This is a genomic window from Nocardia sp. NPDC055165 (assembly GCF_053606985.1).
In genome coordinates this window covers 463,998-485,956 of sequence record NZ_JBSGSS010000003.1, presented here as the reverse complement: position 1 = coordinate 485,956, position 21,959 = coordinate 463,998, and the positions used below count along the sequence as shown (strand labels likewise).

Genomic DNA, 21,959 nt, shown 5'->3' with positions numbered 1-21,959 from the left:
CCCGGACGGGCGGTCGTAGGGTGTCGGCAGCTCTGCTCTGCCAGCACGTACCGAACCGTTCGCGGGAAGGGTTGCGACTGTCGTGAAGATCTCGAAACACTGGAAACACCTGGCCGCCGCTGTCCTGGCGACCGCCGCGCTGACCGGCACCACGGTCGGTCCGGCCGCCGCGGAAGCTGATGTGGCCGCGCTCTACAACTCAGCACAGCGCCACTTCACCGACGGTGACGACGCCGCGGGACGCGCCGACCTGCGTGCCCTGATCGCCGCCGACCCCCATGATGCCGACGCGCTCGCGCTGCAGGCGATCTGGTCGCACTACGCGGGTGACGGGGCCGCGGTCGGTGACGCCCTGGCCCGGCTCGGCGGCATCGACGCGGGCATGGCGGCGGGCACCAATCGCGTGCTGCACGCGGTGACCGCGGCGGCCGCCACCCTGCCCAACCCGCTGCCGGCGCTCGTCGGTCCACAGACCGGCATCGTGGTTCTCGGCTACGGGCTGCTGCCCGACGGCGCGTTGCGCCCGGAGCTGGAGAACCGGCTCACCGCGGCGTGGTTGCAGGCGATCGCCGCACCGTTCTCACCGGTGATCGTGACCGGCGGCAATCCGCAGAACGGCATCTCCGAGGCCGAGGCGATGCGGCGCTGGCTGGTGGCGCGCGGGCTGCCGGGCGATCGGATCCATGTGGAGGACCGGGCCGGGTCGACCGTGCAGAACGCGCTGTTCAGCACGCGACTGCTGCGCGATCTCGGCGCGACCAGCGCGGTGGTGGTGACCTCGCCGAATCACATTCGGCGCGCGGTCGCCGACTTCATCGTCGCGGGGACGACCGTGGTCGGCGCGACGACCTCGCTCGAACAGCTGGTTTCCCAGTTGCCCCCACCCGCGCGCAACGCCCAGCGCGGGATCTATCTCGACGCGACGCGCACCTTCGAACTGGACACCGAGCGCTGATTCGTCGCACCGCCACCGGCGGTGAAAATTCGGTTGCCCGGTCAGGAACAATCGGCGCATGAGTGGTTCCGGTTTTCCCGAGGTGGTCGTCGAGTTGCGGCGCGCGGGATGTGTATTCGCCGAGGACGAGGCCGCGCTGCTGATCGAGGCGGCCGACGGCGATCCTGGACGCCTCGATGCGTTGGTCGGACAGCGGGTCTCGGGGACCCCGCTCGAATATCTGCTCGGCTGGGTGGAATTCCGGGGGCAGCGGGTGGGGGTGCGTCCTGGCGTTTTCGTACCGCGTCAGCGCACGGCGTTCCTGGTGGAACAGGCGGTCGACGGCGTCGCGCCGGACACGACGCGAGCCTGCGTGGTCGACCTGTGTTGTGGCTGTGGGGCCCTGGGGCTGAGCGCGGCGACCGAGCTCACCGCACGTGGATGCGACGTCGAGCTCGTCGCCGCTGATATCGACCCCGTCGCCGTCGCCTGCGCGCGCGAGAATCTCGCGCCGATCAGCGCGCCGGTCTTCGGCGGTGATCTGTTCGACGCGCTGCCGGTCGACCTGCGCGGGCGCATCGACATCCTGCTCGCGAACACACCGTACGTGCCGAGTGCCCGAGTCGCGGACCTGCCACCGGAGGCACGCGAGCACGAGCCGCTCGCCGCGCTCGACGGTGGAGCGGACGGGCTCGACGTGTTCCGCCGGGTCGCCGAAGGGGCGGCCACCTGGCTGGCACCGGGCGGCACGGTATTGGTGGAAACCGGGGCGGGGCAGGTCGACACCGCGTGTTCGGTGCTCACCGCGCACGGTCTCGCGCCGCGCGTCGCCGAGTCCGGGGAGCACTACGCCACGGTGGTTCTCGGCACCCGGGATCGCTGATCGCGTGGACACCACGACCGTCGAGACCGATCAGTAGCCCGTCGACGAGGCCGCGCGCACTGCCGCCGGACACGACGATGCCCCGTCGACCGATCGCCTGCGCGACCCGTCGACGGGGCACCCGTCCCGAATGCCTACTTGCGTCCGGTGAACTGATCCATCGAGTGGTACACGCCCACCGCGTTCAGGTAGAAGTCGCGAACCTTGATCGGCAGTAGACCGGTCAGTGCCCGGTTCATCCGCGAGGTCCACGGGAGCACCACCAGGGCGCCGCCCTTCTTCATCTCCGACCACGAGGTGTCGACGACCTCGTGCTGCTCGAGCATCGGCGTGAACAGAATGCCCTTCGCGCCGTCGAACATGCCGGTGTTGATATAGGTCGGGCAGACCGTGGTGACCTTCACGTGGTCGTGGCCCGCCTGCTCGAGCTCGAGGCGCACCGAATCCGACCAGCCCAGCGCCGCCCACTTCGACCCCGCGTACACGGCCATGCGCGGATTGGCGACCAGACCTGCCGACGACGCGATATTGAGCACGCGCCCCTCGCCGGCACCGGCGACCATGCCGGGCAGGAACTCCAGGGTGACGTACATGGGGGCCAAGGAGTTGATCGCCATCGTCTTGTCGATGTCGGCGCGGTTCTCGGTTTCCCAGAAGTAGGTGTTGCCACGCACGATGCCCGCGTTGTTGACGAGGATGTCGATGCCGCCGACCTCCTTGCGCACCGCCTCGCCCGCCTCACGGATCGAGTCCTGCGACGACACGTCCACCACGTAGTGGTGCACCTTGCCGCCCGCGGCGGTCAGCTGCGCCGCGGTCTCGCGCAGCGCCAACTCGTTGATATCCCACAGCACCACCGCGTCGGCGCCCTCGGCAACGGCCTTCTCGGCGAACAACTTGCCGAGTCCCATGGCGGCACCGGTGATGAGGACCCGCTTGCCTGCGACCGTTTCCAACTTCATTCTCGCTACCTACCCCTGCTCGTGTACTGCTACTTCTGCCGCGTCTACTTCTGACGCAGCGTCTTCATGACTCCGAAAACCACCGTCATCGTCTTGGCCCACATCTGCTCGGACATGCCGGGCAGCGGCGCGATCGGCAGCACTCGCTGGACCGCGATGGTCTGGGTGTCGATGTACTTCAGCAAGCCTTCGGGGCCGTGGCGACGCCCCTGGCCGGAGATGCCGAGACCACCCGAGGGCGCGTCGACGCTGCCCCAGGCGGCGCTGAAGCCCTCGTTCACATTCACCGAGCCGGCGTTGATCCGGGCGGCGATCTCCTTGCCGCGGTTCACGTCCCGGCTCCACACGCTGGCGTTGAGGCCGTAGGCGGTGTCGTTGGCCGCCTCGACGGCGGCTTCGTCGGAGTCGACCTTGTACACCGACACGACGGGGCCGAAGGTCTCTTCGCGGTAGACCGTCATGCCGGGCGCCACGTCGGCGAGCACGGTGGGCTCGTAGAAGTACGGGCCGAGATCCGGGCGGGCACGGCCACCGGCGAGCACCTTGGCGCCCTTGGCGACCGCGTCGTCGACGTGCCCGCTGACGGTGTCGAGCTGACGCTGGAAGGTCAGCGAACCCATGTCCCGGCTGTAGTCGAGCTCGCCGCCGAGCGACATGTTCTTGACGTTGCCGACGAATTCCGCGACGAACTGGTCGTACACGGTGGCGTCGACGTAGATGCGCTCCATCGACTCACACAGCTGACCGGCCGACGAGAAGCACGCGCGCACAGCCAGTTTCGCGGCCTTGGAGACATCGGCATCGGCCAGCACGAGCAGCGGGTTCTTGCCGCCGAGCTCGAGCGAGTAGCCGATCAGGCGCTCGCCGGCCTGCTGGGCGATGGTTCGGCCGGTGGCGCTGGAACCGGTGTAGTCGACGTAGTCGGCGCGCGCGATCACCTCGCCACCGATCTCCCGGCCGCGGCCGAGCACCGCCTGCCACAGACCGCGCGGCAGCCCGGCCCGCTCGGCGGCGTCGATGGCCCACAGCGCGGTGAGCGCGGTCTGGTTGTCGGGGCGCGCGATGACCGCGTTGCCCGCGATCAGGGCGGGCAGCGCGTCGGAGGCCGCCAGCGCGAGGGGGTAGTTCCACGGCGAGATGACCGCGACGACGCCCTTGGGCCGGTTGTGCACCTCGACCGAGGTGAGTACCGGCAGCACGCCGCGCGGCTTGCGGTCGGCGAGCAGTTTGGGCGCGACGGTGGCGTAGTAGCGCGCGTTCAGCGCGACGTCGGCGATCTCGTCGAAGGCGTGCGGCCGGGACTTGCCGGTCTCGGTCTGCACGATGTCGAGGATGGTGTCCTGCTCGGCGAGCACGATGTCGTGGAAGCGGCGCACGATCTCGGCACGCTGCTTCACTGCGACCTTGGCCCAGTCGCGCTGCGCGTGCCGGGCGACCGCGAAGGCACGCTCGATATCGGCGACCGAGGACTGCGGCAGGTCGCCGATCTTGTGGCCGGTGGCAGGCGCGAAGACCGCGACCGACGGCGCGCCACCGGCGACGCCGCGCTCGAACAGGGGCTTGACCAGCGCGGCGGGCAGCGCGGTGGGTTCGGCGGTCAGCTCGGGGGCTGTCGTCATTGTCGGCCCTTCTCCTCAACAGATGGATCGCGCGGAACAGGTCGCGCACGTTCAGCTCATTTACTGAACACTAGTGTTAGATTAATGCCAGCGCCCTGGTTCGTGTCAAGCTTTCAGTGTGCGAGGACCGGCTGTGAGGGAGGTGCGATGACCGAGGAAGCGACGACGGTGCGTCGCGGGCGCCCGCCGCAGACCCAGGAGCAGGCCGAGGAAGTCCGCGCCAGGATCATCGAGGCGACCGCGGCGGTGTTCACCCGCAACGGTTCGCGCGGGTTGAGCGTCGCCCAGATCATCGAAGAGGCCGGGCTGGCCAGGCCCACGTTCTACCGCTATTTCGGCAATGCGTCCGAGCCGCTGCACGCGGTGCTCGACGCGTCCAACGACGGCCTCGTCGGCGGCATCCGCGAGGCACTCGCCGGCACCGACGAGCCGGTCCAGCTGGGCATCCGGCTGATCGACGCGTATGTGGACTGGGCGCGCGGGCACGGCCCGATGCTGCGGCCCCTGTTCGCCGAGCTGCACGATCCCGGCTCGGTGGTGTCGGGCTATCGCGAACGCGCCCTCGACGACATTCGCGACCTGGTGCGCAAGACTTTCGGCGAACTCGGGCGGCCGGTCCCCGCACCGCTGGACCTGGACGCGGCGCTGCACGTGTGCGAGTACATCGTCTACCGGCTCACCGCGGGCAGCGAGCCCGGCAGTGATCCCGATCCGGCGCTGGCGTCCGAGGCCAGGGTGACCATGATTCGCGTCCTGCTGGTCACCCTGGGCACCCGCGACGATCTCGCCTACGCGATGGAACTACCCGGCCTGTTCCCTGATCCGTAGCGGTGCGGGGTCCCCGGCCGCGCGTCCCGCGGTGACCAGGGCGAGCGAGAGCAGCGCCGCACCGCACCAGCCGACGAGACCGAGCCGCTCGTCCAGGAACAGCACCGCCAGCAACGTGCCGGTGAGCGGTTCGAGCAGCGCCAGCAGTGCGCCGGTGCCCGCGCCCGCTGCGGTGAGGCCGCGGAAGTAGCGCGTGTACGCGATGGCCGTCGGAAACAGCCCGAGCGCGAGAGCTCCGAGGATGCCGAGCAGATTCGGGTCGATCGCGGTGCTGGTCAGGGCCGCCGGGAGGGCGAGCAGGATCGCGCCCGCGGTGAACCCGGCGCCGGTAGCGGTGACGGAGTCGAGTTCGGGAACCGGAACCGCGGCGATCACCGTGAGCACGGCGAAGGCGGTGGCCGCACCCAGCGCCATGGCCGCGCCCCACAGCGCCCTCGACCCGTCCGCACCGGGTGCGCCGACCAGCAGCGCGAGGCCGGTGAGGGCGAGCGCGATGCCGCAGGCGCGGGTGCGATCGAGAGCTCGCCTGCCGGTGAGGTACTCGGCCAGGGCGACGACGACCGGGGACATCCCGATGGTGATCAGCGTCGCCAGGCTCACCGAGGACAGTGCCACCGCGCCGAAATAGCAGCCCTGGAACACCGGCGCCAGGACGGCGATCGCGCCGATGCGTCGCCACGCCGGCGCACCACGCGGGATCGCCCGGCGGGTGAGCACGCAGAGTCCCACCAGCAGCAGCCCGCCGACGGCAAGGCGCACGGTGGCGACCGCGATCGGGGACAGACCGGTCGATCGCTGGACGAGGGTGCCGAGCAGGCCGCCGGTCCCCCAGAGGATTCCGGCGACGACGAGATCAGCTGTGCCCGTGCGGGCGGACAGCGAAACAGACATGGATGTGCGCTCCTGCGACAGAAGGTGAGGGGGTCGCGAGAAGCGAGGTGCTGGAGTGAGCAGGCTCGACGGGTCGGCCTGGCGAAACCACGGGCGGCCGGTTCGGCCGGTACGCGCTACCGACGAGCGCGGCGGGGCACCTCGCTCAGGAGGCGGGCGGCGGGGTGGAACGGAAGCACTCGTGCACGTCGCGAGTGTACTCCACACAGAATCTCCACATTTGGCGTCGCAACCCTCCACACCCGCTCGCTAGGGTCGCACCATGGACAACAGTGGGGGCGGGACAGGACAGGCGGCACGCCGGATCCTGGTGGTCGACGACGAGGTGACGATCGCCGAGTCCGTGGCCGCGCGGTTGCGGGCCGAAGGGTTCACCGTCGACCTGGCACACGACGGGCCCGCCGCGGTGGCGGCGGCGGTGGCGGGGGAACCCGATCTGGTGGTTCTCGACGTGATGTTGCCGGGATTCGACGGGCTGGAGGTGTGCCGCCGGATCCAGGCCGAGCGCCACGTGCCCGTCCTCATGCTCACCGCGCGCACCGACGAGACCGACCAGCTCATCGGGCTCGGCGTCGGCGCCGACGACTATCTCACCAAGCCGTTCTCGATGCGGGTGCTCGCCGCCCGGGTGCACGCCCTGTTGCGGCGGGTGGATCGGGCCGCCGAGCGCGGCGACACCAGCATCGTCGTCGGCGATCTGCGGATAGACCTCGCCGAACGGCGGGTGTGGCGCGGCGACACCGAAGCACGGCTCACCCCCTTGGAATTCGACCTGCTGACCCGGCTCGCGCAACGTCCGAGGGCGGTGCTGGCCAGGGAACGACTACTCGAGGACATCTGGGACTGGTCCGACGCGGCGGGGACGCGCGCGGTGGATTCGCACGTGAAAGCGTTGCGGCGCAAGCTCGGTGCCGATCTCATCCGCACCGTGCACGGTGTCGGATACGCCCTGGACGCGCGATGATCACCGCCGACCGCGCCACGAGATTGATGGACCGGATCGCCGACGTGCTGCCGCGGCCGCTGGACCGGCTGCGGTCGATCAAGCTCAAGCTGGCCGTGTTGATGTTGTGCTCGGGCGGTGTCGCGTTCGGGTACTTCCGGCTGAAGATCGGCTGGCTGCCGCCGCGTACCACGGTGGCCGCGATCGGGATCGCGCTGCTCACCTCGCAGTTCCTCGCCCACGGGATCACCCGGCCGCTGCGCGAGATGACCGCAGCCGCGCGGCGCATGACCCAGGGCGACTACAGCTTTCGCGTGCGGGCCTCTTCGCGTGACGAAGTGGGGCTGCTCGCGACCGCCTTCAACCAGATGGCCGCCGACCTGGCCGCCGCCGACCGGCAACGGCGCGACCTCATCGCCAATGTGTCCCATGAGCTGCGCACGCCGGTGACCGCGCTGCACGCCGTGCTGGAGAATATGGTCGACGGGGTGAGCGAACCCGACCCGGCGACGCTGCGCACCGCCCTGGCCCAGACCGAACGCCTCGGCCTGCTCGTCTCGGAACTGCTCGACCTGTCCAGCATCGAGGCGGGCGCGTTCACGCTGGATCGCGAAAACCTGCCGCTGGCACCACTCTTGGCGGAGGTGATCGCCGAAGCCGAGGTGATGACCGCCGCGCTCGGTCGCGGTGTCCGGTTCACCACCGCGATCGAACCCGGCTGCGCCACCGTGTTCGCCGACCGGGCCCGTCTGCACCAGGTGCTGTTCAACCTGCTCGACAATGCCGCCCGCCACGGCCCGTCCGGCGGCGAGGTCCGGGTCTGGGCGTCGAGCCACCCCGAGGGGACCGTCCTCGAGATCCAGGACGACGGCCCCGGCATCCCGCAAGCCGAGCGCGCCACCGTCTTCGACCGTTTCACCCGTGGCGGGCGCACCGACGGCGGCGGCACCGGCCTCGGCCTGGCCATCGCCCGCTGGGTGATCGACCTGCACGGCGGCACCATCGCCGTCGCCGACCCCGGCTCCCGCATCCGCGTCGTCCTCCCCACGGGCTGACCTCTACGTCGAAACCACCTACCCGGCACTTCGGTCCCGGGACGCATCCGCACACCTCCAGGAGGGGAACCTATGTCCGACAAGCCGATATCCGAGGCACCGACGCCCGATCAGGGCACTGCCGAGAACCAGCACACCGCGACACGAGCCGCCGACACGACCACAACCACAACCACGACCGACCCGACGGGCGAGGCAGTCGCGAGCGGCGTGCCCGACTCCGGCAGCACCGCCGCAGACCCCCAGGTGGGCGGCGATGCGACTGGCGCCGGTACTCAGGCGACAGCTGTGCTCACCAAGACCTCGCCGGACCCGCCCGCGCCGCCCGTCTCGGTCTCGTTCGCGAAATTGCTGGCCGCCCCGCCGGGGACCGCCGACCTACGAACCGCAGCGTGGCCGAGTCTGCCACCGCCCATTCCCCCTGTCCCCCCACGCTGGCAGCGGGTAGCGCGCCCACCCGGTGTCCTCCCGGCCGCGGCACTCGCCGGAATCATCGGCGCCACGGTGATCCCGCTCGACCGTCCCGGCGTCGGCTGGCTGATCGCGGGAACCGCCATCGCCGGAGCTCTCTGCGTCGTCGACTATCGCGCCCGGTCCGGCGGTCCGTCATCCGAGCCCACCTCGGATTCCGCACCGACGGCCGAAACATCACCCGCGCCGGCTCCGTCCACGCCGGTGCCGTCTGCGGCCGACGAAGTCAGCACGAATGACGCTGAGCCACTATCACTTTCAGATGCCGGTGCACTCGCACCGTCCAACGCCGACGACGTCGTGGCAGCCTCCCGCGCTGTCTCGATCGGCGATCGGGCCTGGTGGGCGGCAGCCGCGATTGTGCTGCTGGGAGTGGGAACGGTGCGGGCGGCGGGCTGGCTGTTCGTGCTGTGTGTGCTCGCGGCGTGTGTCGCCGGGTCGCTGGCGGTGCTGGGACGACGCAGTGTGCGTGGCATCGCGCACGACATGTTCGCGGTGCCGTTGGCGTCGTTCGGGGCGGTGCCGTGGGCGTTCTCGGGGCTGCGGGAGTCGCGGTCGGTGGGGACCTCGAGTGTCCGCCGGTACGGGATCTCGGTGGCCGCGACGGCGGCGCTGCTGGTGGTGTTCGTGCCGCTGCTCGGTGGGGCGGACGCGACCTTCGCCAAGCTGCTGAACGGGCTCGTCCCGACCGTGGACGGCCCGGCGATGTGGCAGTGGATCTTCTTGTTCGCTGTCGTCACGGTAGGTGTGCTCGGAGCGCTGTATGTGCTTGCCGGGCCACCTTCGCGCGCAACGGATTCGGTGCGGCCGCAGCGACTGTGGTCACGCAGTGAGTGGATGCTGCCGGTCGGGGCACTGACCGTGTTGTTCGCGGTATTCGTCGGCGCGCAGTTCGTCGCGCTGTTCGGTGGCGACGATTACGTGCAGCGCACCGCCGGTCTGACCTATGCCGAATACGCTCGCAGCGGTTTCTGGCAATTGTCGGCGGTGAGCATTCTGACGCTGGCCGTGATCCTCGCGGTACTGCACTGGTCGGTGCGGGAAACCGCTGCCGACCGCCGGTCGCTGCGCGTCCTGCTGAGCGCGGTGAGCGTGCTGGCGCTGGTGATCGTGTGCTCCGCGCTGGGCCGGATGTGGACCTACCAGCAGGCTTACGGATTCACCGTGCTGCGCCTGCTGGTGACCACCTGCGAGCTGTGGGTCGGCCTCGTCTACGTTCTCGTACTGGCCGCCATTGCACGACTGCGCTGGAGCTGGGTGCCGCGCGCCGCGATCGGCACGGCGCTGGCCACCCTCATCGCCCTCGCGGTGATCAACCCGGAATATCTTGTCGCCGAACGCAATATCGACCGTTGGCAGACCAGCGGCCGCCTGGACGCGGACTACCTGAGCAGTCTCTCCCCCGATATCCTTCCCGCCCTCGACCCGCTGCCCGCACACCTGCGGACACCGATCGAAACCCCCGTTCTCGACGACCTCGACCCCGACCACTGGTGGTCCTGGAACTGGTCTCGCAGCGCAGCCCGCTGACCACCGCAGGCGCGGTCGCTCGTGACGGGCGACCGCGCGTCACCACTCACTACCCCTGCGGCGCAACAGTTCTGGACAGTCCGCTGGCTCGCAGGACCCGGCGGCCGATCGCGGCGCGGATGGCGTCCTCGGTGCCGATGACGCGGACGTGGGAGCGCGCCCTGGTGATGGCCGTGTAGAGGAGTTCCCTGGTGAGCAGCGTGGATTCGGGTTCCGGCAGCACGACCGAGACGGTGTCGTACTGGCTACCCTGGCTACGGTGGATGGTCATGGCGAAAACCGTGACGACAGCGGGGAATTGGGTGGGGTGAACCAGGTAGGGCTCGCTGCCGCGCTGAAGCGCGGCGCGCAGCGAGCCGTCGGGGCGGCGGATGATGACGCCGGTGTCACCGTTGTAGATGCGGGCTTCGTGGTCGTTGGCGGTGACCAGCAGCGGCTGGCCGGGGTACCAGACCGATTGCGGCCCTTCGGGTCCCGCACCGCCTGCTGCGGCCCACTCGGCTGCCATGCGGTCCCAGCGTTCCACACCGAACGGACCCTGACGGTGGGCGCAGAGCAGGCGATGCGACTCGAGGGCGGTCAGTGCGCCGATCGCATCACCCGCCTCGGCGGCGGCCGTGACGGCGAGGGCAGCGGTCGTGACGTCCGCCCGCACCGCGCGAACATCGTCGGGGCCGCACAGCGACACATCGTCGCCTCCCGCACGCAGAATCGCCAGCGCCGCATCGGCATCACCCGCGCGAACGGCGACCGCCAGATCGGCGATGTGGCCGCCGAATCGCCGTCCCCTGGTCAACCGGACGATCCCGCCCTGCAACCGCCGCTGTTCGAGTGCCGTCAGCGAGTGTGCCTGCGTCGCGGGTGGATCGGCCGGCGATCCTTCGGGAGTCCCTGGTACCACATCGCCGTGGAGGCCGAGCACCTCGCGCAGCGCGGGATTGGGGGCGCCGCTCACCGGCCCGGCCACGAGGTCGGCCAGCACGGCGCCCGCGTCGACCGAGGCGAGCTGGTCGGGGTCGCCGACGAGCACGAGGCGAGTATCCGGGCGCAGCGCGGAGAACAGGTGGCTCATCATCGTCAGCGACACCATCGAGGTCTCGTCGACCACGACGACGTCGTAGGGCAGACGGTTGTGCTCGTGGTGGCGGAAGCGGGTGGTGCGGCCGCGCTGCCAGCCCAGCAGGCGGTGCAGGGTCGAGGCGGTGAGCTCGGGCAGGCCGAGGACGGCGGCTTGTTCGCGAACCGCTTCCTGCAGGCGGGCCGCCGCTTTACCCGTGGGGGCCGCGAGCGCGATCCGCAAGGCGGGCAGTTTCGGCGAGGCGGCGCGATGGGCGGTGAGCAGGGCCAGGATCCGGGCGATGGTGTGGGTTTTGCCGGTGCCGGGTCCACCGGCGACGACGGTGGTCCAGTGGGTCGCGGCGAGGGCAGCGGCCAGACGTTGCCGGTCGGGACCCGCGCCGAGCGGGTCGGCGAAGAGCCGATCCAGTTGTGCGCGTACCAGTTCGGTCTCGATGACGGGGTGGTCGGCACTGCGCTCGGTGAGCACTCTTCGCAGGGTCTGCTCCTGCTGGTAGTACCGATCGAGGTAGAGCAGCGCGCCACCCTCGGCATCGGCTTCGACGATCCGCAACGGGCGCAGCGGACCTGACTGCCCACCGCAGATCAGCGGACTGCGACGCAGGGCCGTGAGCACCCGCTCGGTGTCCGGCCACGGCAGGGTCGCGGGGTCGATTCCCGTGACGCTGTCGCGGGTTTCGTCGGCATCGATGCCGATCTCGCGCATCCGGGCCAACTCGAGACACACCGATCCAGAGCGCACCGCGCGCACCGCCAGCGCCGCCGCGAACAACACGTCCTCGCTGTCCTCGCGCCCCATACGACCCAACCGCACCGCCACGTGCACGTCCGCCGCCGACAGGACTCCCGCTTCATTGAAGACCCGCAACAGCCCGGTCCCTCGCTGCGCCACCTGGATAGACGTCATGACTGCCCCGCGAGGAGATCCGACAGCGCGACGACGAGTTCCGCGGACGGGTGCCAATCGAAGACGCCGTGCCCCGGTGGGGTCGCCGCGCCGATCATGCCCCGCACGAACAGGTATCTGGCGCCGCCGAGATGGCGAGCGGGGTCGTAACCGGGCAGCCGCCAGCGCAGATACCGGTGCAGCGCCACGGCATACAGCAGCGCTTGCAGCGGATAGTGCGAGCGGATCATCTCCGCGACCATGTGATCGCGGCGATAGTGCTCGACGGTGAGGTCGCCGGTCCCGAGCCGGTTGGTCTTGTAGTCCACGATCAGATAGCGCAGCTCACCCGTCTCATCGGGCACCCGCAGCACCGCGTCGATACTGCCGGTGAGATAGCCGCGCAGCACCGTATCCGGTAGTGCGGCAACATGATCGGCGTAACCGGCGAGGTCGTCGTCGGCGGGCAGGTGGGTACGCAGCAGCGCGGCTACGGCGTGCATCCCGGCCGAGCGCGGTCCGGGTGAATCACCACCGCCGAGCGGGAGCTCGAATTCCAGTTCGTTGAGCCGGTCACGGGTCGCGATCGCGGCCAGGGACCCGAAATCGGCCGGGGTACGCAGAACTTCGAGCAGCGCGGTCGCGAGCAGATCGACATCGAGCTCGGCCATCGTGTGCTCTACCGCCTCGACACAGCGCTGGTGGACCTCGGCGGCGAGATCGGGCACCGAGGTGTCGACCGTTTCGAGAACGCCGTGGACCAGTGTGCCGAACTCGGCGCCGTAGGGCAGGTCGTTCATCAGCGACGGGTCGGCCGTGCTGCCGGTCAGAGCGTCGATCGGCGCCTCGGTCGGCTCGTCGTCCGGGCCGGGACCGTCCTCGGGTTCCTCGTCGGCCACGCCAGGGGCGTCGTGCGCGCCCGCGGTGAGCGCCGAATACGACGTGCGCCGCCACTGCTGGTCGAGCGCGCGCGTGAACCCCGCGGCCGCCAGCTCGCCGGTCGGTAGCTCGGAGCGCACCCGCCGGGGCGCCACATCCTCGGGACGGTCGACCACGGTCACCGAGATCACCTCCGATGCGGACGCGGCCCATTCGGAAATCCGTTGCGCCGCAGCGGTGTCGGCGGGAATCTCGGCCCGGCGCGGTACCTGCGCCGATCCCGGGCGCCTGCCCAGCATCATCCGGTGCAGCGGCGCGGCGCCGGTGGTCACCGCGGGCGCCCACCACGCGACGATTTGGCACATCGCCCGGGTCAGCGCCACATACAGCAGCCGCAGTTCCTCCCCCGATTCCTCGGCCTCACACCGCAACTGGCGCTCGCCGTACCCGGGCGCCTCCTTGCCGCCGATATCGAGCACCCTGGTGCCGTTGTCGTCGTGGAACAGCAGCGTCGCCGGATACGGATTCTTGGCGCTGTCCCAGGTGAAAGGCAGGTAGACGATCGGAAATTCGAGGCCTTTGCTGGCGTGCACGGTGGCGATCTGCACGGCCGCCGCGTCTCGATCGAGGCGGCGACTGCGGCCGCTGACGCTACCGGTCTCCGGCTCGCGCACACGGTCGGCGAGCCAGCGGGTGAGCGCGGTCAGGCCGAGCCCCTCGGCCAGTGCCACCTCGTCGAGCAGCTGCGCGAGATGGCGCAGGTCGGTGAGTTCGCGTTCGCCGTTGTCCACCGCCAGCAGGCGGGGCGCGAGGTCGGTCTCGGTGGCGAGCTTGTCGAACACGGCGGCGAATCCGGCGCGCGCGAACAAGCGTGCGGCGTCACGCAACTGGGTGGACACCCGGCCGACGAGATCCGCACCGCCCGCGTCGATCTCGGCGGCGCTCACCCCGAGGATCGGTGTGCACGCGGCCAGCCGCACCCGGTCACCACGATGCGGTTGTTCCAGGGCCCGCAGCACCCACAGCCAATCGGTCGCGGCGACGGTCGCGAAGACACTGGTGCCACCGGCGAGGACGGAGGCCACCCCGACCCGGTCCAGCGCCGCGCGCACCACATCGATCTGGGAGCGGGTGCGCACCAGTACCGCGATATCGCCCGGCCCGATCGGCCTGCGCACCCGGCCGTCGCCGACCTCGCGCAGCGATTGATCCCCGCCGCGTACAGGTTTGGCGTCGATGGTGGTACCGGATTCGAGCAGGGTGACGATATCGGCGGCCAGGTCGTCAGCCACCTTGGCCCGCTGCCTGCCCACCGACGGGAACCCCGACCGATTGCGCGGACCGGCCCCGGTCCGTGGGAGCACCCGGAGTCGCAGCGGGGCGATGACGTCCGGCTCACCGTGCAGACGGGTCATCGGCCGCGTTGGCGTGACCGGGTAGACGCTGATCTCGGGATGACCCAATTCCGCACCGCCACACAGGTGGTCGATGGCGCGCAGCAGTCCGGCGTCGCTGCGCCAGTTGCGGGTGAGCTCGCTGCGTCGATCGGCCAGCGCCACGGCGTCGAGGTAGCTGAGCACTTCGGCGCCGCGGAAGGCGTAGATGGCCTGTTTCGGGTCGCCGACCAGGACGAGGGTGGCGTGTTGATGGAAGGCCAGGCGCAAAATGTCCCACTGCAACGGATCGGTGTCCTGGAACTCGTCGACCAGCGCGACCCGGTAGCGCTGCCTGATCCGGGCGCGGGCGCGCGGCCCGTGGTCGGCGTCGGCCAGCACGTCGTGCAGCAGGACCAGCAGATCGTCGAAATCACGCAGTCCCGCACGGCGTTTGCGTCGTTCGGTCTCGGCGCGCACGGCACTCGCGAAGGCGACCCGCTCCCCCGCCGCACCGTCGGTGCGCGGGGCGAGGTCGGCGTGCCGGTCGTGGACCGCCGCCAGTGCCAGGGTATGGGCATCGCGCAGGGTGAACGGGGCGCGGTCGCGGGCGTAGCGGGCCAGATACAGGTCGTCGGCGACGGTGCCGACCAGTTCGTCCACCGATTCGACCAGCCGAGCGCCGGGATCGTGTTCGCCTGCCAGGCCGAGTTCGTCGAGCATCCGCTGGCAGAACGAGTGGGTGGTGGCGATGGTGCCCGCGTCGAAATCGGCCAGGGCGGTGAGCAATCGGTGCCTGCGCAAGCGCACCGTGGCGGGGTCGGTGTCGGCCATCGCGCGGACGAGCTCGTCCTGATGGTGCCGTGCGGTATCGGGTTCGGCCAGGGCGGTCGCCACCGTGACGAAACGGTCCCTGGTGCGTTCGCGCAATTCCTGGGTGGCGGCGCGGCTGAACGTGACGAGGAGCAGTTCGGTGATCGCGATGCCCGCCTCGGCGACATAGCGGACGGCGAGCCCGACGATCGCGTGCGTTTTGCCGGTGCCCGCGCTGGCCTCGAGCACCGTGGTGCCCTGCGGCAGCGGACCGGTGGCATCGAAGGCGGTCGGCGCCGAGACGGTTCCCGTCACGGCTGTCCCTGACTTTCGGCGGCGAGCAGCGGCGCCCACCAGCGGCGCGCGAGGGCACCGAAGTGGGTGCTCTCCGGCTCGCCCGGCCGGCTGGTTTCGGTGGCGAGACCGGCGAATCGGGGTGCGCGGCCCCAGACGTAGCGCAGGTAGCGGTCGGTGTGGTCGCCGAACTTGTCGGGGCCGTTGGGGCCACCGTCGAAGGCGTGTTCGGCGGCGAGCAGGGCGTCGGCGACGCTGTCCCCGCGGAAGCGGCGCTCGGCGTAGGCCGCGGTGGCGGCGGGCGCGCAGGGCAGCGGTTCGCACAGCCCCTCGTCGCGCAACCGGACCAGATCACGCAGGATCGCCAGTGCGGCAGGCGCTTCGGGTGCGGTGATCACCGATCTGGCCACCGGCCTGCTGCGGAATTGCCCCCGCCCCGTGCTGATCGCCTGCCACGAGCGGTCTTCGGTCGCGGCGAGGGCGAGCAGCGACACCCAGGACGCGAGCCGGTGTTTCGGCGCGAGCCGCGAGTAGGTGGTACGCACCAGCGTTTCGCCGCGAACCTCGGGCACGGTGCCCGCGAGGGTGCGGCCGTTGCCGAGGTCGACGGCGATGTCGACGGCGCGCGGCGGCGCCTCGTAGTCGGGCAGTGCGGTCCGCACGAGGGTGTCGACGGTGCCCTCCACTTCGTCGAGCACCCTGGCCCCGAAACCGAAGGGGGGCAGGGTGCCCCGGCGCCATTCGGCGGCCCGAAGCCCGGCCGGGTCGGCGCCGGTGAGGCGCGCCGTCAGCATGCGTTCGCCGAGGTCCCATTTGGCCAGGCCGTCGAGTTCGATCGGGAGCTGATCGGCGATGTCCTCGGATTCCTCGGGTACCCGCAGGCCGAGCCGCTGCCACAGGAACGCGCGCACCGGGTGTTCGGCGAACGAGATCAGTTCCGCCAGTGCGACATCCGCGACGGCAGCAGGTGGCAGCGCCGCCGTGAGCAGCGGTGGACGCGGCCGGGACGGGCGCGCGGCGGCGCGGGCACCGGCCAAGGCGACGGTGTCGAAGCTGCGCGGCTTCCCGGGGGCGAAATTGCGCCGGTCGAAAGCCTGCAGGGGATGGCGAAGGTGGACGGCGTCCATGGCCGCCGGACCCACATGGGTGGCGAGCACGTCGAGCAGTTCGGCGACGGGGACAGCGGGCGGACGGGCGGCACCGGTGACCGGGTCCGCACCGGTGTGCAGAAGCAGCAGCCTGTCCCCCGCGGCCATGATGGCGTCGAGGAGGAGTTGCCGGTCTTCGCTGCGCGCATCGCGTTCGCCGACCAGCGGGTTCCGGGCCAGCAGATCGTCACCGTCGACGCTGCCGGGACGCGGGAAGACATCGTCGTCGAGGCCGAGCAGTACCACCACACGGTGGGGCACCGACCGCATCGGCACGAGCGTGCACACGGTAAGTTCGCCGGTACGGAAGTTCGCGCGGCCGGGGCCGCCCGCCAGGCGGCTGGTCAGCAGGACCGCCACGTCGGCGAGGCGCAGCGGGGTGTCGCCCGCGTGTTCGGTGGCGGCCACGATCTCACGGCGCGCTTCGGTGCGGATCCAGGCGTGCGCGGTGGGCACGTCGGTGAGCAGCTCGACCGCGCGCAGCAGCACCGCGGTCCATTCGGCGGCGGGGCGCGGGCCGCGCAGGTCGCGCAGGCACACCGCGAGACGGTCGATGAACTCGGCGAAGCGGCCGGCGAGGTCGACGTCGTTGGAGTCGACATCATCGAGCGGCAACGCCAGATCGAGCCAGTCGTCGCCGGATTCGTCGGCGGTGACACCGAGCAGGATGCGGTCCACCGCGGCGTTGAGGGTGTTCTGGGCGAAATCGGCGAGCCCGAACGCCTCGCGTTGACGCTGCCCGATCCCCCATCGCGCGCCTGATTCGGCCGCCCACTCGCGCAGCCGTTCGATGTCGTCGTCGTCGAAACCGCAACGGCGGCGGACGGTTTCGCTCGCCGCCAGGTCGAGCACCTGCGTCACCGTGACGCGTCCGTCGGCCAGCTCGAGCAGTTCGATCACCACCGCCAGCATCGGGTTGGTCACCGCCCGCCCGCGATCGGCGAGCCGCACCCGCAACTGATGCGCCGGGTGTTCACCGTCGACCGGCAGATCCACTCCGGACCCGCGCTGGCCGAACGCCGCCCGCACCAGGGGCGCGAACGCCTCCACATCCGGGCACATGATCAGCACGTCACGCGGCTCGAGCGCCGGATCCGCCGCGAATGTGCTCAGCAGCAGATCCCGCAGCACTTCCACCTGCCGCGCCGGGCCGTGGCACGCGTGGATCTCGACGCTGCCGTCCGGCACCGCGCCGATCCCGGGGACGCGGTCCGCGCGAACAGCGGTCTGCACGGCACCGAGCAGGGTGGGCGCGGCCATCTCGCCGGCGAGGTGGATATCGCTGTCCAGCACCGGGTTCAGGCGCTGCTCCAGTTCCCGCACATCCCTGGCCAGCCCCGAGAGCAGCGGGTGGGACACCAGATCCGCGGTGTGGTCGTCCGCGCGCGGGCGGACGACCGCGTCGTTCGCACGGCGATCAGCGCGCACGGCGTCGTCGCCCGGGTCGGCCGCGCCGTCGCCCCCGACAGCCCATTCGCCGCGGCGACCCTGCGCGAGTACGGGCGCGGCCTCGCTCACCTCGATACCGACGGCTACCCGGCCGAGCGCGGCCCACATCGCCGGACTCGGGTGCGCCGACCAGAGGTGAACTTCGCGGTGGGCGGCGAGCGCGGTGACCACGGCCAGCTGATCGGCGGGCAGACGGGTGAGCCCGAACAGGGAGAGCCGCTCGGGCAGGTCGATCGAGGCGGGTTCGGCGCGCAGGTGGGCGCAGGCATCGGCGAGCCGTTCGGCCGGGCTCGGGGCGCCCACGGCGGTGCGCAGGGCGCGCCACAACCGCGGTTGCCAGGCGAGGTCGTCGGGCACCGGCCCGCCCGCGCCGTCGGTGTCCGCGCCCGCCGCCCAGTCGAGCAGGACCTGCGGGCGTTGCGCGGCATAGGAGTCGAAGAGGGACGCGAGGTGGGCGGCCGTGGAGTAGCGCCTGCCGAGACGGTGATCGGTACCGGGCAGGCCGAGATGCCGAGCCAGGACGGCCGCCCAGGGCTGGTCGGCGACCTCGTCGATCACCCGCAGCAGCGTCCACACCAGTCGCTGACCCGCCCACGGATCGTCGGTGGGCGCGACCCCACTCGCACCGGCAAGCACCTCGGCCACCAGGGCCGCAGGCGCGGGAAACGCGATATTCGCGGCCACCCCGTCGCCGGCGCCGGCGACTCCGAGCACACCCGACAACCGTTGCGCCAGCCAGCGCTCCACCCCCTTGGCCGGAACCGCGACCACTTCCGTGGCGAAAGGATCGGCGGGAATCTCACCCAGCAAACGCCCCAGTCCGTCGGCCAGCGCGTCGGCGCGTTCGGCGCGATGGAGGTGCAACGGCATCCGTTGTTTATACGCCCAGCGACCGACCCGCAATCGCGCGGCCCCGCGACCACCACTGCACCGGGCTAGTGAAATACGCCACACCGCAAGATGTCCCGGCCCCGCCTGCGGCACCCTCGGCGCCGGGCGTGGGATCGTGGCGGTTCGGGTGGGACAGTACGGCCGCGGGCGAAAGGCTGGTTTCGTTTCATGATCGCGCAGGTGTTTCCCCTGGTTCCCGGTGGCGGCTTCATCGTCCGTCGAGTGGGCGCGCGCTGGGAGCTGATCAATTCCCGGCGCTACGGGCCTGATCAGGTGCTGCATTCGTGGCCGCTGGACCGGCACGGCGAAGCGTTCGAGCACTGCCATCGCCTCAACGGCTGCACCATCGCCACTCCGCACGCCGCACATCACTGACAGCAATTGCGCTGTGCCGCAACAACCCTGAGAGACGGCAACCGTGCGTCTCGGCAGAGTTGTCGCGCCTGATGCCGGATTTGGGGTGAAGTAGTGCATTGCGGCGCCCGGTGTGCGAATGTGGTCCATCGTGCGTGACCGTTCCCCCTCCACCCGTGTCGTTTCCCGAGTCGCAGCAACTGCCTGCCTCCTCGCCGCCGCGGCCGCCCTCACTCCGGGCGTCCCTGTTCTCACCGGCCCGGCTCATGCCGCGCCGCCCGCGCTGACCCAGGTGTCGGTGCCTGGATTCGACGCCGACCTGAGCTCCCGGATCGCCCGGGCCGACGCCTATCTCGCCGGCCGTCCCGGTGTGGTCGGCTACGTGCTGCGTGACCGCAAGACCGGTGGCATCTACGCCAACGAACACGCCGAGAACCAGGTCTGGACCGCATCCACGATCAAGCTGGCCATCGCCGCCGACCTGCTCAACCGGGCCCGCGTCGGCGCCATCGGCCTGTCCCCCGACGACCGCTTCAACATCGAAGCGATGCTTGCCACCTCCAACGACCACGCCACCGACGTGCTGTGGCAGAAGTACATCGGCTTCGACCGGATGGCCTACAACAACGCGTTCCGCGCCTACGGCATGGTCAGCCTGATCCCGCAGCCGACCACGACCGCGCTGTTCCCGGACTGGTCGTTCCAGAAGTGCACGGCCGCCGACCTGGATCGGCTGATGAACACCATCCTCGACACCATGCACCCCGACGATCTCGCCTACCTGCTCGACCGGATGCGCTCGGTCGACTCCAATCAGCACTGGGGCGTGTGGGGCGCGGGTGCCTCGATGCGACCCGGCCTGAAGAACGGCTGGTCGGCCGAAGCCGACGGCTGGGTGGTCAACTCGGTCGGCGTCGCGGGCGCCGGTGAGCGGTACACCCTGTCGATCATGAACGCGCTCGGCGGAGCAGGCGGATACACCGACGGCGCCGAGACCGACACCCGGGTCGCCGAGATCCTTCTCGCAGGTCGCTGACTCGGCGCATCCCGTATTGTCGATCGTGTCGTTTCGATGAGATACCGCGTCACACGCCGCGATCGGGTTCTTGTTGCGACGTCACAACCGGAGCCGACTACGGTTACCCCTGTCATTACCACCGCGGGGCCCACCCCAGTCTGTCGAGGAGCGCGACGATGAGCACTGAGTCTGTCGGGAAGCGGCACCACGTAGTGGTGATCGGTTCCGGGTTCGGCGGTTTGTTCGGCACCCGGCACCTGCGCCGAGCCGATGTCGACGTCACGCTCATCTCGAAAACGTCGACCCACCTGTTCCAGCCGCTGCTGTACCAGGTGGCCACCGGCATCCTCTCGACCGGCGAGATCGCCCCGGCCACGCGGCTGGTGCTGCGCAAGCAGAAGAACGCGCAGGTGCTGCTCGGTGACGTCGTCGACGTGGACCTGGCGAACAAGAAGGTCACCTCGCGACTACTCAACCGCGACACCGAAACCACCTACGACAGCCTGATCGTCGCCACCGGCGCCCAGCAGTCGTACTTCGGCAACGACCACTTCGCCACTTACGCGCCCGGCATGAAGACCATCGACGACGCGCTCGAGTTGCGCGCGCGCATCCTCGGCTCCTTCGAACAGGCGGAGCTGGCCACCACCCAGGAAGAGCGTGACCGGCTGATGACGTTCATCGTCGTCGGCGCGGGCCCGACCGGGGTGGAGCTGGCGGGGCAGATCGCCGAGCTCGCCGACCGGACCCTCGACGGCACCTTCCGCACCATCGATCCCCGCGACGCGCGCGTCATCCTGCTCGAGGGCGCCGGCGCGGTGCTCGGCCCGATGGGTCCCAAGCTGGGCGCCAAGGCGGCCAAGCGGCTCGAGAAGATGGGTGTGGAGATCCAGCTCAACGCCATGGTGACCGATGTCGACGCGCACGGCGTGATCGTCAAGGACGCCGACGGCAGCACCCGCCGCATCGAGGCCGTGTGCAAGGTGTGGTCGGCGGGCGTGCAGGCCAGCCCGCTGGGCAAGATGATCGCCGAGCGATCCGAGGGCACCGAGGTGGACCGGGCGGGGCGCGTCATCGTGGAGCCCGACCTCACCGTCAAGGGCCATCCGAACGTGTTCGTGGTCGGCGACCTGATGTCGGTGCCCGGTGTGCCGGGGCAGGCACAGGGGGCCATTCAGGGTTCGACCTACGCGGCCAAGGCGATCAAGGCCGGGCTGCACGGTCAGACGCCGCAGGAGCGCAAGCCGTTCAAGTACTTCAACAAGGGCTCGATGGCCACGATCTCGCGGTTCGACGCCGTCTGCCAGATCGGCAAGCTCGAGTTCAGCGGGTTCCTCGCCTGGCTCGCCTGGCTCGCCCTGCACCTGTATTACCTGGTCGGCTATCGCAGCCGAATCGTCACGGTGATCGGCTGGTTCGTGTCGTTCCTCGGCCGCAACCGCGGTCAGATGGCGGCGACCGAGCAGTGGATCTTCGCGCGGCTCGCGATCGAGGAGGTCAACGCCGATCAGGCGGAGGCCAAGGAACTCGCGGCCGACGTGGGCGCGCCGCCCGCCACCGCCGAACCGCTCACCGCGGAGCAGCGCAAGATCGGCTGACACAGCTCTACGAAGGCCGGGTGGTTCCGTCGAACCACCCGGCCTTTCTCGTGCCAGTTGCCT

The 21,959-nt window shown here is 70.4% G+C and carries 15 protein-coding genes; 9 read left to right on the top strand and 6 right to left on the bottom strand.

All coding sequences use genetic code 11. From position 1 onward, the window contains the following. Positions 1-82 precede the first annotated feature (82 nt). On the top strand, positions 83-955 hold the full coding sequence (locus ACWFRF_RS09005) for a YdcF family protein (RefSeq protein ID WP_378988327.1): 873 nt from the start codon (positions 83-85) through the stop codon (positions 953-955). A gap of 58 nt (positions 956-1,013) precedes the next feature. Further along, a complete protein-coding gene (locus ACWFRF_RS09000) occupies positions 1,014-1,817 on the top strand; it encodes a putative protein N(5)-glutamine methyltransferase (RefSeq protein ID WP_378988330.1) in 804 nt (267 codons plus the stop codon). A gap of 134 nt (positions 1,818-1,951) precedes the next feature. Here ACWFRF_RS09000 and ACWFRF_RS08995 read toward each other — a convergent pair whose 3' ends face one another. Together ACWFRF_RS08995 and ACWFRF_RS08990 are read right to left on the bottom strand one after the other, a co-directional pair. After that, positions 1,952-2,779 (bottom strand): SDR family NAD(P)-dependent oxidoreductase, encoded by an 828-nt coding sequence (locus tag ACWFRF_RS08995; RefSeq protein WP_378627296.1) that lies wholly within the window; start codon positions 2,777-2,779, stop codon positions 1,952-1,954. A 44-nt stretch (positions 2,780-2,823) separates the two neighbouring features. Next, entirely contained in the window at positions 2,824-4,398 is a 1,575-nt protein-coding gene (locus ACWFRF_RS08990; RefSeq protein ID WP_379311977.1) for a succinic semialdehyde dehydrogenase, read from the bottom strand. Between the two features lie 147 nt (positions 4,399-4,545). Between ACWFRF_RS08990 and ACWFRF_RS08985 the strand changes: the two genes are divergently transcribed. Next, the gene (locus ACWFRF_RS08985) at positions 4,546-5,226 is read left to right on the top strand and encodes a TetR/AcrR family transcriptional regulator (RefSeq protein ID WP_378988336.1); all 681 of its coding nucleotides are present in this window, start codon (positions 4,546-4,548) and stop codon (positions 5,224-5,226) included. On the opposite strand, the gene ACWFRF_RS08980 is transcribed toward ACWFRF_RS08985, so the two are convergent. Further along, positions 5,200-6,117, bottom strand: coding sequence for a DMT family transporter (locus ACWFRF_RS08980; protein ID WP_452449429.1), 918 nt, complete (start codon positions 6,115-6,117; stop codon positions 5,200-5,202). The two genes, ACWFRF_RS08985 and ACWFRF_RS08980, sit on opposite strands and share 27 nt — an antisense overlap. Before the next feature lie 262 nt (positions 6,118-6,379). Here ACWFRF_RS08980 and ACWFRF_RS08975 point away from each other — a divergent pair, with 262 nt between their 5' ends. The 3 genes from ACWFRF_RS08975 (at position 6,380) to ACWFRF_RS08965 (ending at position 10,116) form a co-directional block, all read left to right on the top strand. Continuing rightward, positions 6,380-7,081 carry a response regulator gene (locus ACWFRF_RS08975; RefSeq protein WP_452449427.1) on the top strand — a complete coding sequence of 234 codons (702 nt, stop codon included), beginning with the start codon at positions 6,380-6,382 and terminating at the stop codon, positions 7,079-7,081. Continuing rightward, on the top strand, positions 7,078-8,115 hold the full coding sequence (locus tag ACWFRF_RS08970; RefSeq protein ID WP_452449425.1) for a HAMP domain-containing sensor histidine kinase: 1,038 nt from the start codon (positions 7,078-7,080) through the stop codon (positions 8,113-8,115). The genes ACWFRF_RS08975 and ACWFRF_RS08970 overlap by 4 nt, the downstream gene beginning before the upstream one ends. Before the next feature lie 72 nt (positions 8,116-8,187). Next, positions 8,188-10,116, top strand: coding sequence for a DUF4153 domain-containing protein (locus ACWFRF_RS08965; RefSeq protein ID WP_452449423.1), 1,929 nt, complete (start codon positions 8,188-8,190; stop codon positions 10,114-10,116). Positions 10,117-10,165: 49 nt separating this feature from the next. Here ACWFRF_RS08965 and recD read toward each other — a convergent pair whose 3' ends face one another. Genes recD through recC form a run of 3 tightly spaced genes read right to left on the bottom strand, consistent with a single transcriptional unit; the run spans position 10,166 to position 18,905 of the window. Further along, positions 10,166-12,100, bottom strand: a complete 1,935-nt coding sequence (recD, locus tag ACWFRF_RS08960; protein WP_387443171.1) for an exodeoxyribonuclease V subunit alpha — start codon at positions 12,098-12,100, stop codon at positions 10,166-10,168. Further along, complete coding sequence (locus ACWFRF_RS08955; protein ID WP_452449421.1) at positions 12,097-15,459, bottom strand: UvrD-helicase domain-containing protein; 3,363 nt, start codon at positions 15,457-15,459, stop codon at positions 12,097-12,099. Before ACWFRF_RS08955 ends, recD begins: the two co-directional genes overlap by 4 nt. Further along, positions 15,456-18,905, bottom strand: a complete 3,450-nt coding sequence (recC, locus tag ACWFRF_RS08950; protein ID WP_452449419.1) for an exodeoxyribonuclease V subunit gamma — start codon at positions 18,903-18,905, stop codon at positions 15,456-15,458. The genes ACWFRF_RS08955 and recC overlap by 4 nt, the downstream gene beginning before the upstream one ends. A 189-nt stretch (positions 18,906-19,094) precedes the next feature. On the opposite strand from recC, the gene ACWFRF_RS08945 reads away from it, so the two are divergent. The 3 genes from ACWFRF_RS08945 (at position 19,095) to ACWFRF_RS08935 (ending at position 21,896) form a co-directional block, all read left to right on the top strand. Beyond that, positions 19,095-19,301 carry a hypothetical protein gene (locus ACWFRF_RS08945; RefSeq protein ID WP_378627280.1) on the top strand — a complete coding sequence of 69 codons (207 nt, stop codon included), beginning with the start codon at positions 19,095-19,097 and terminating at the stop codon, positions 19,299-19,301. A 118-nt stretch (positions 19,302-19,419) separates the two neighbouring features. Next, on the top strand, positions 19,420-20,316 hold the full coding sequence (locus ACWFRF_RS08940; protein WP_379316740.1) for a serine hydrolase: 897 nt from the start codon (positions 19,420-19,422) through the stop codon (positions 20,314-20,316). 158 nt (positions 20,317-20,474) lie between these two features. Further along, a complete protein-coding gene (locus ACWFRF_RS08935; RefSeq protein WP_378988360.1) occupies positions 20,475-21,896 on the top strand; it encodes an NAD(P)/FAD-dependent oxidoreductase in 1,422 nt (473 codons plus the stop codon). The last annotated feature ends 63 nt before the right edge of the window (positions 21,897-21,959 follow it).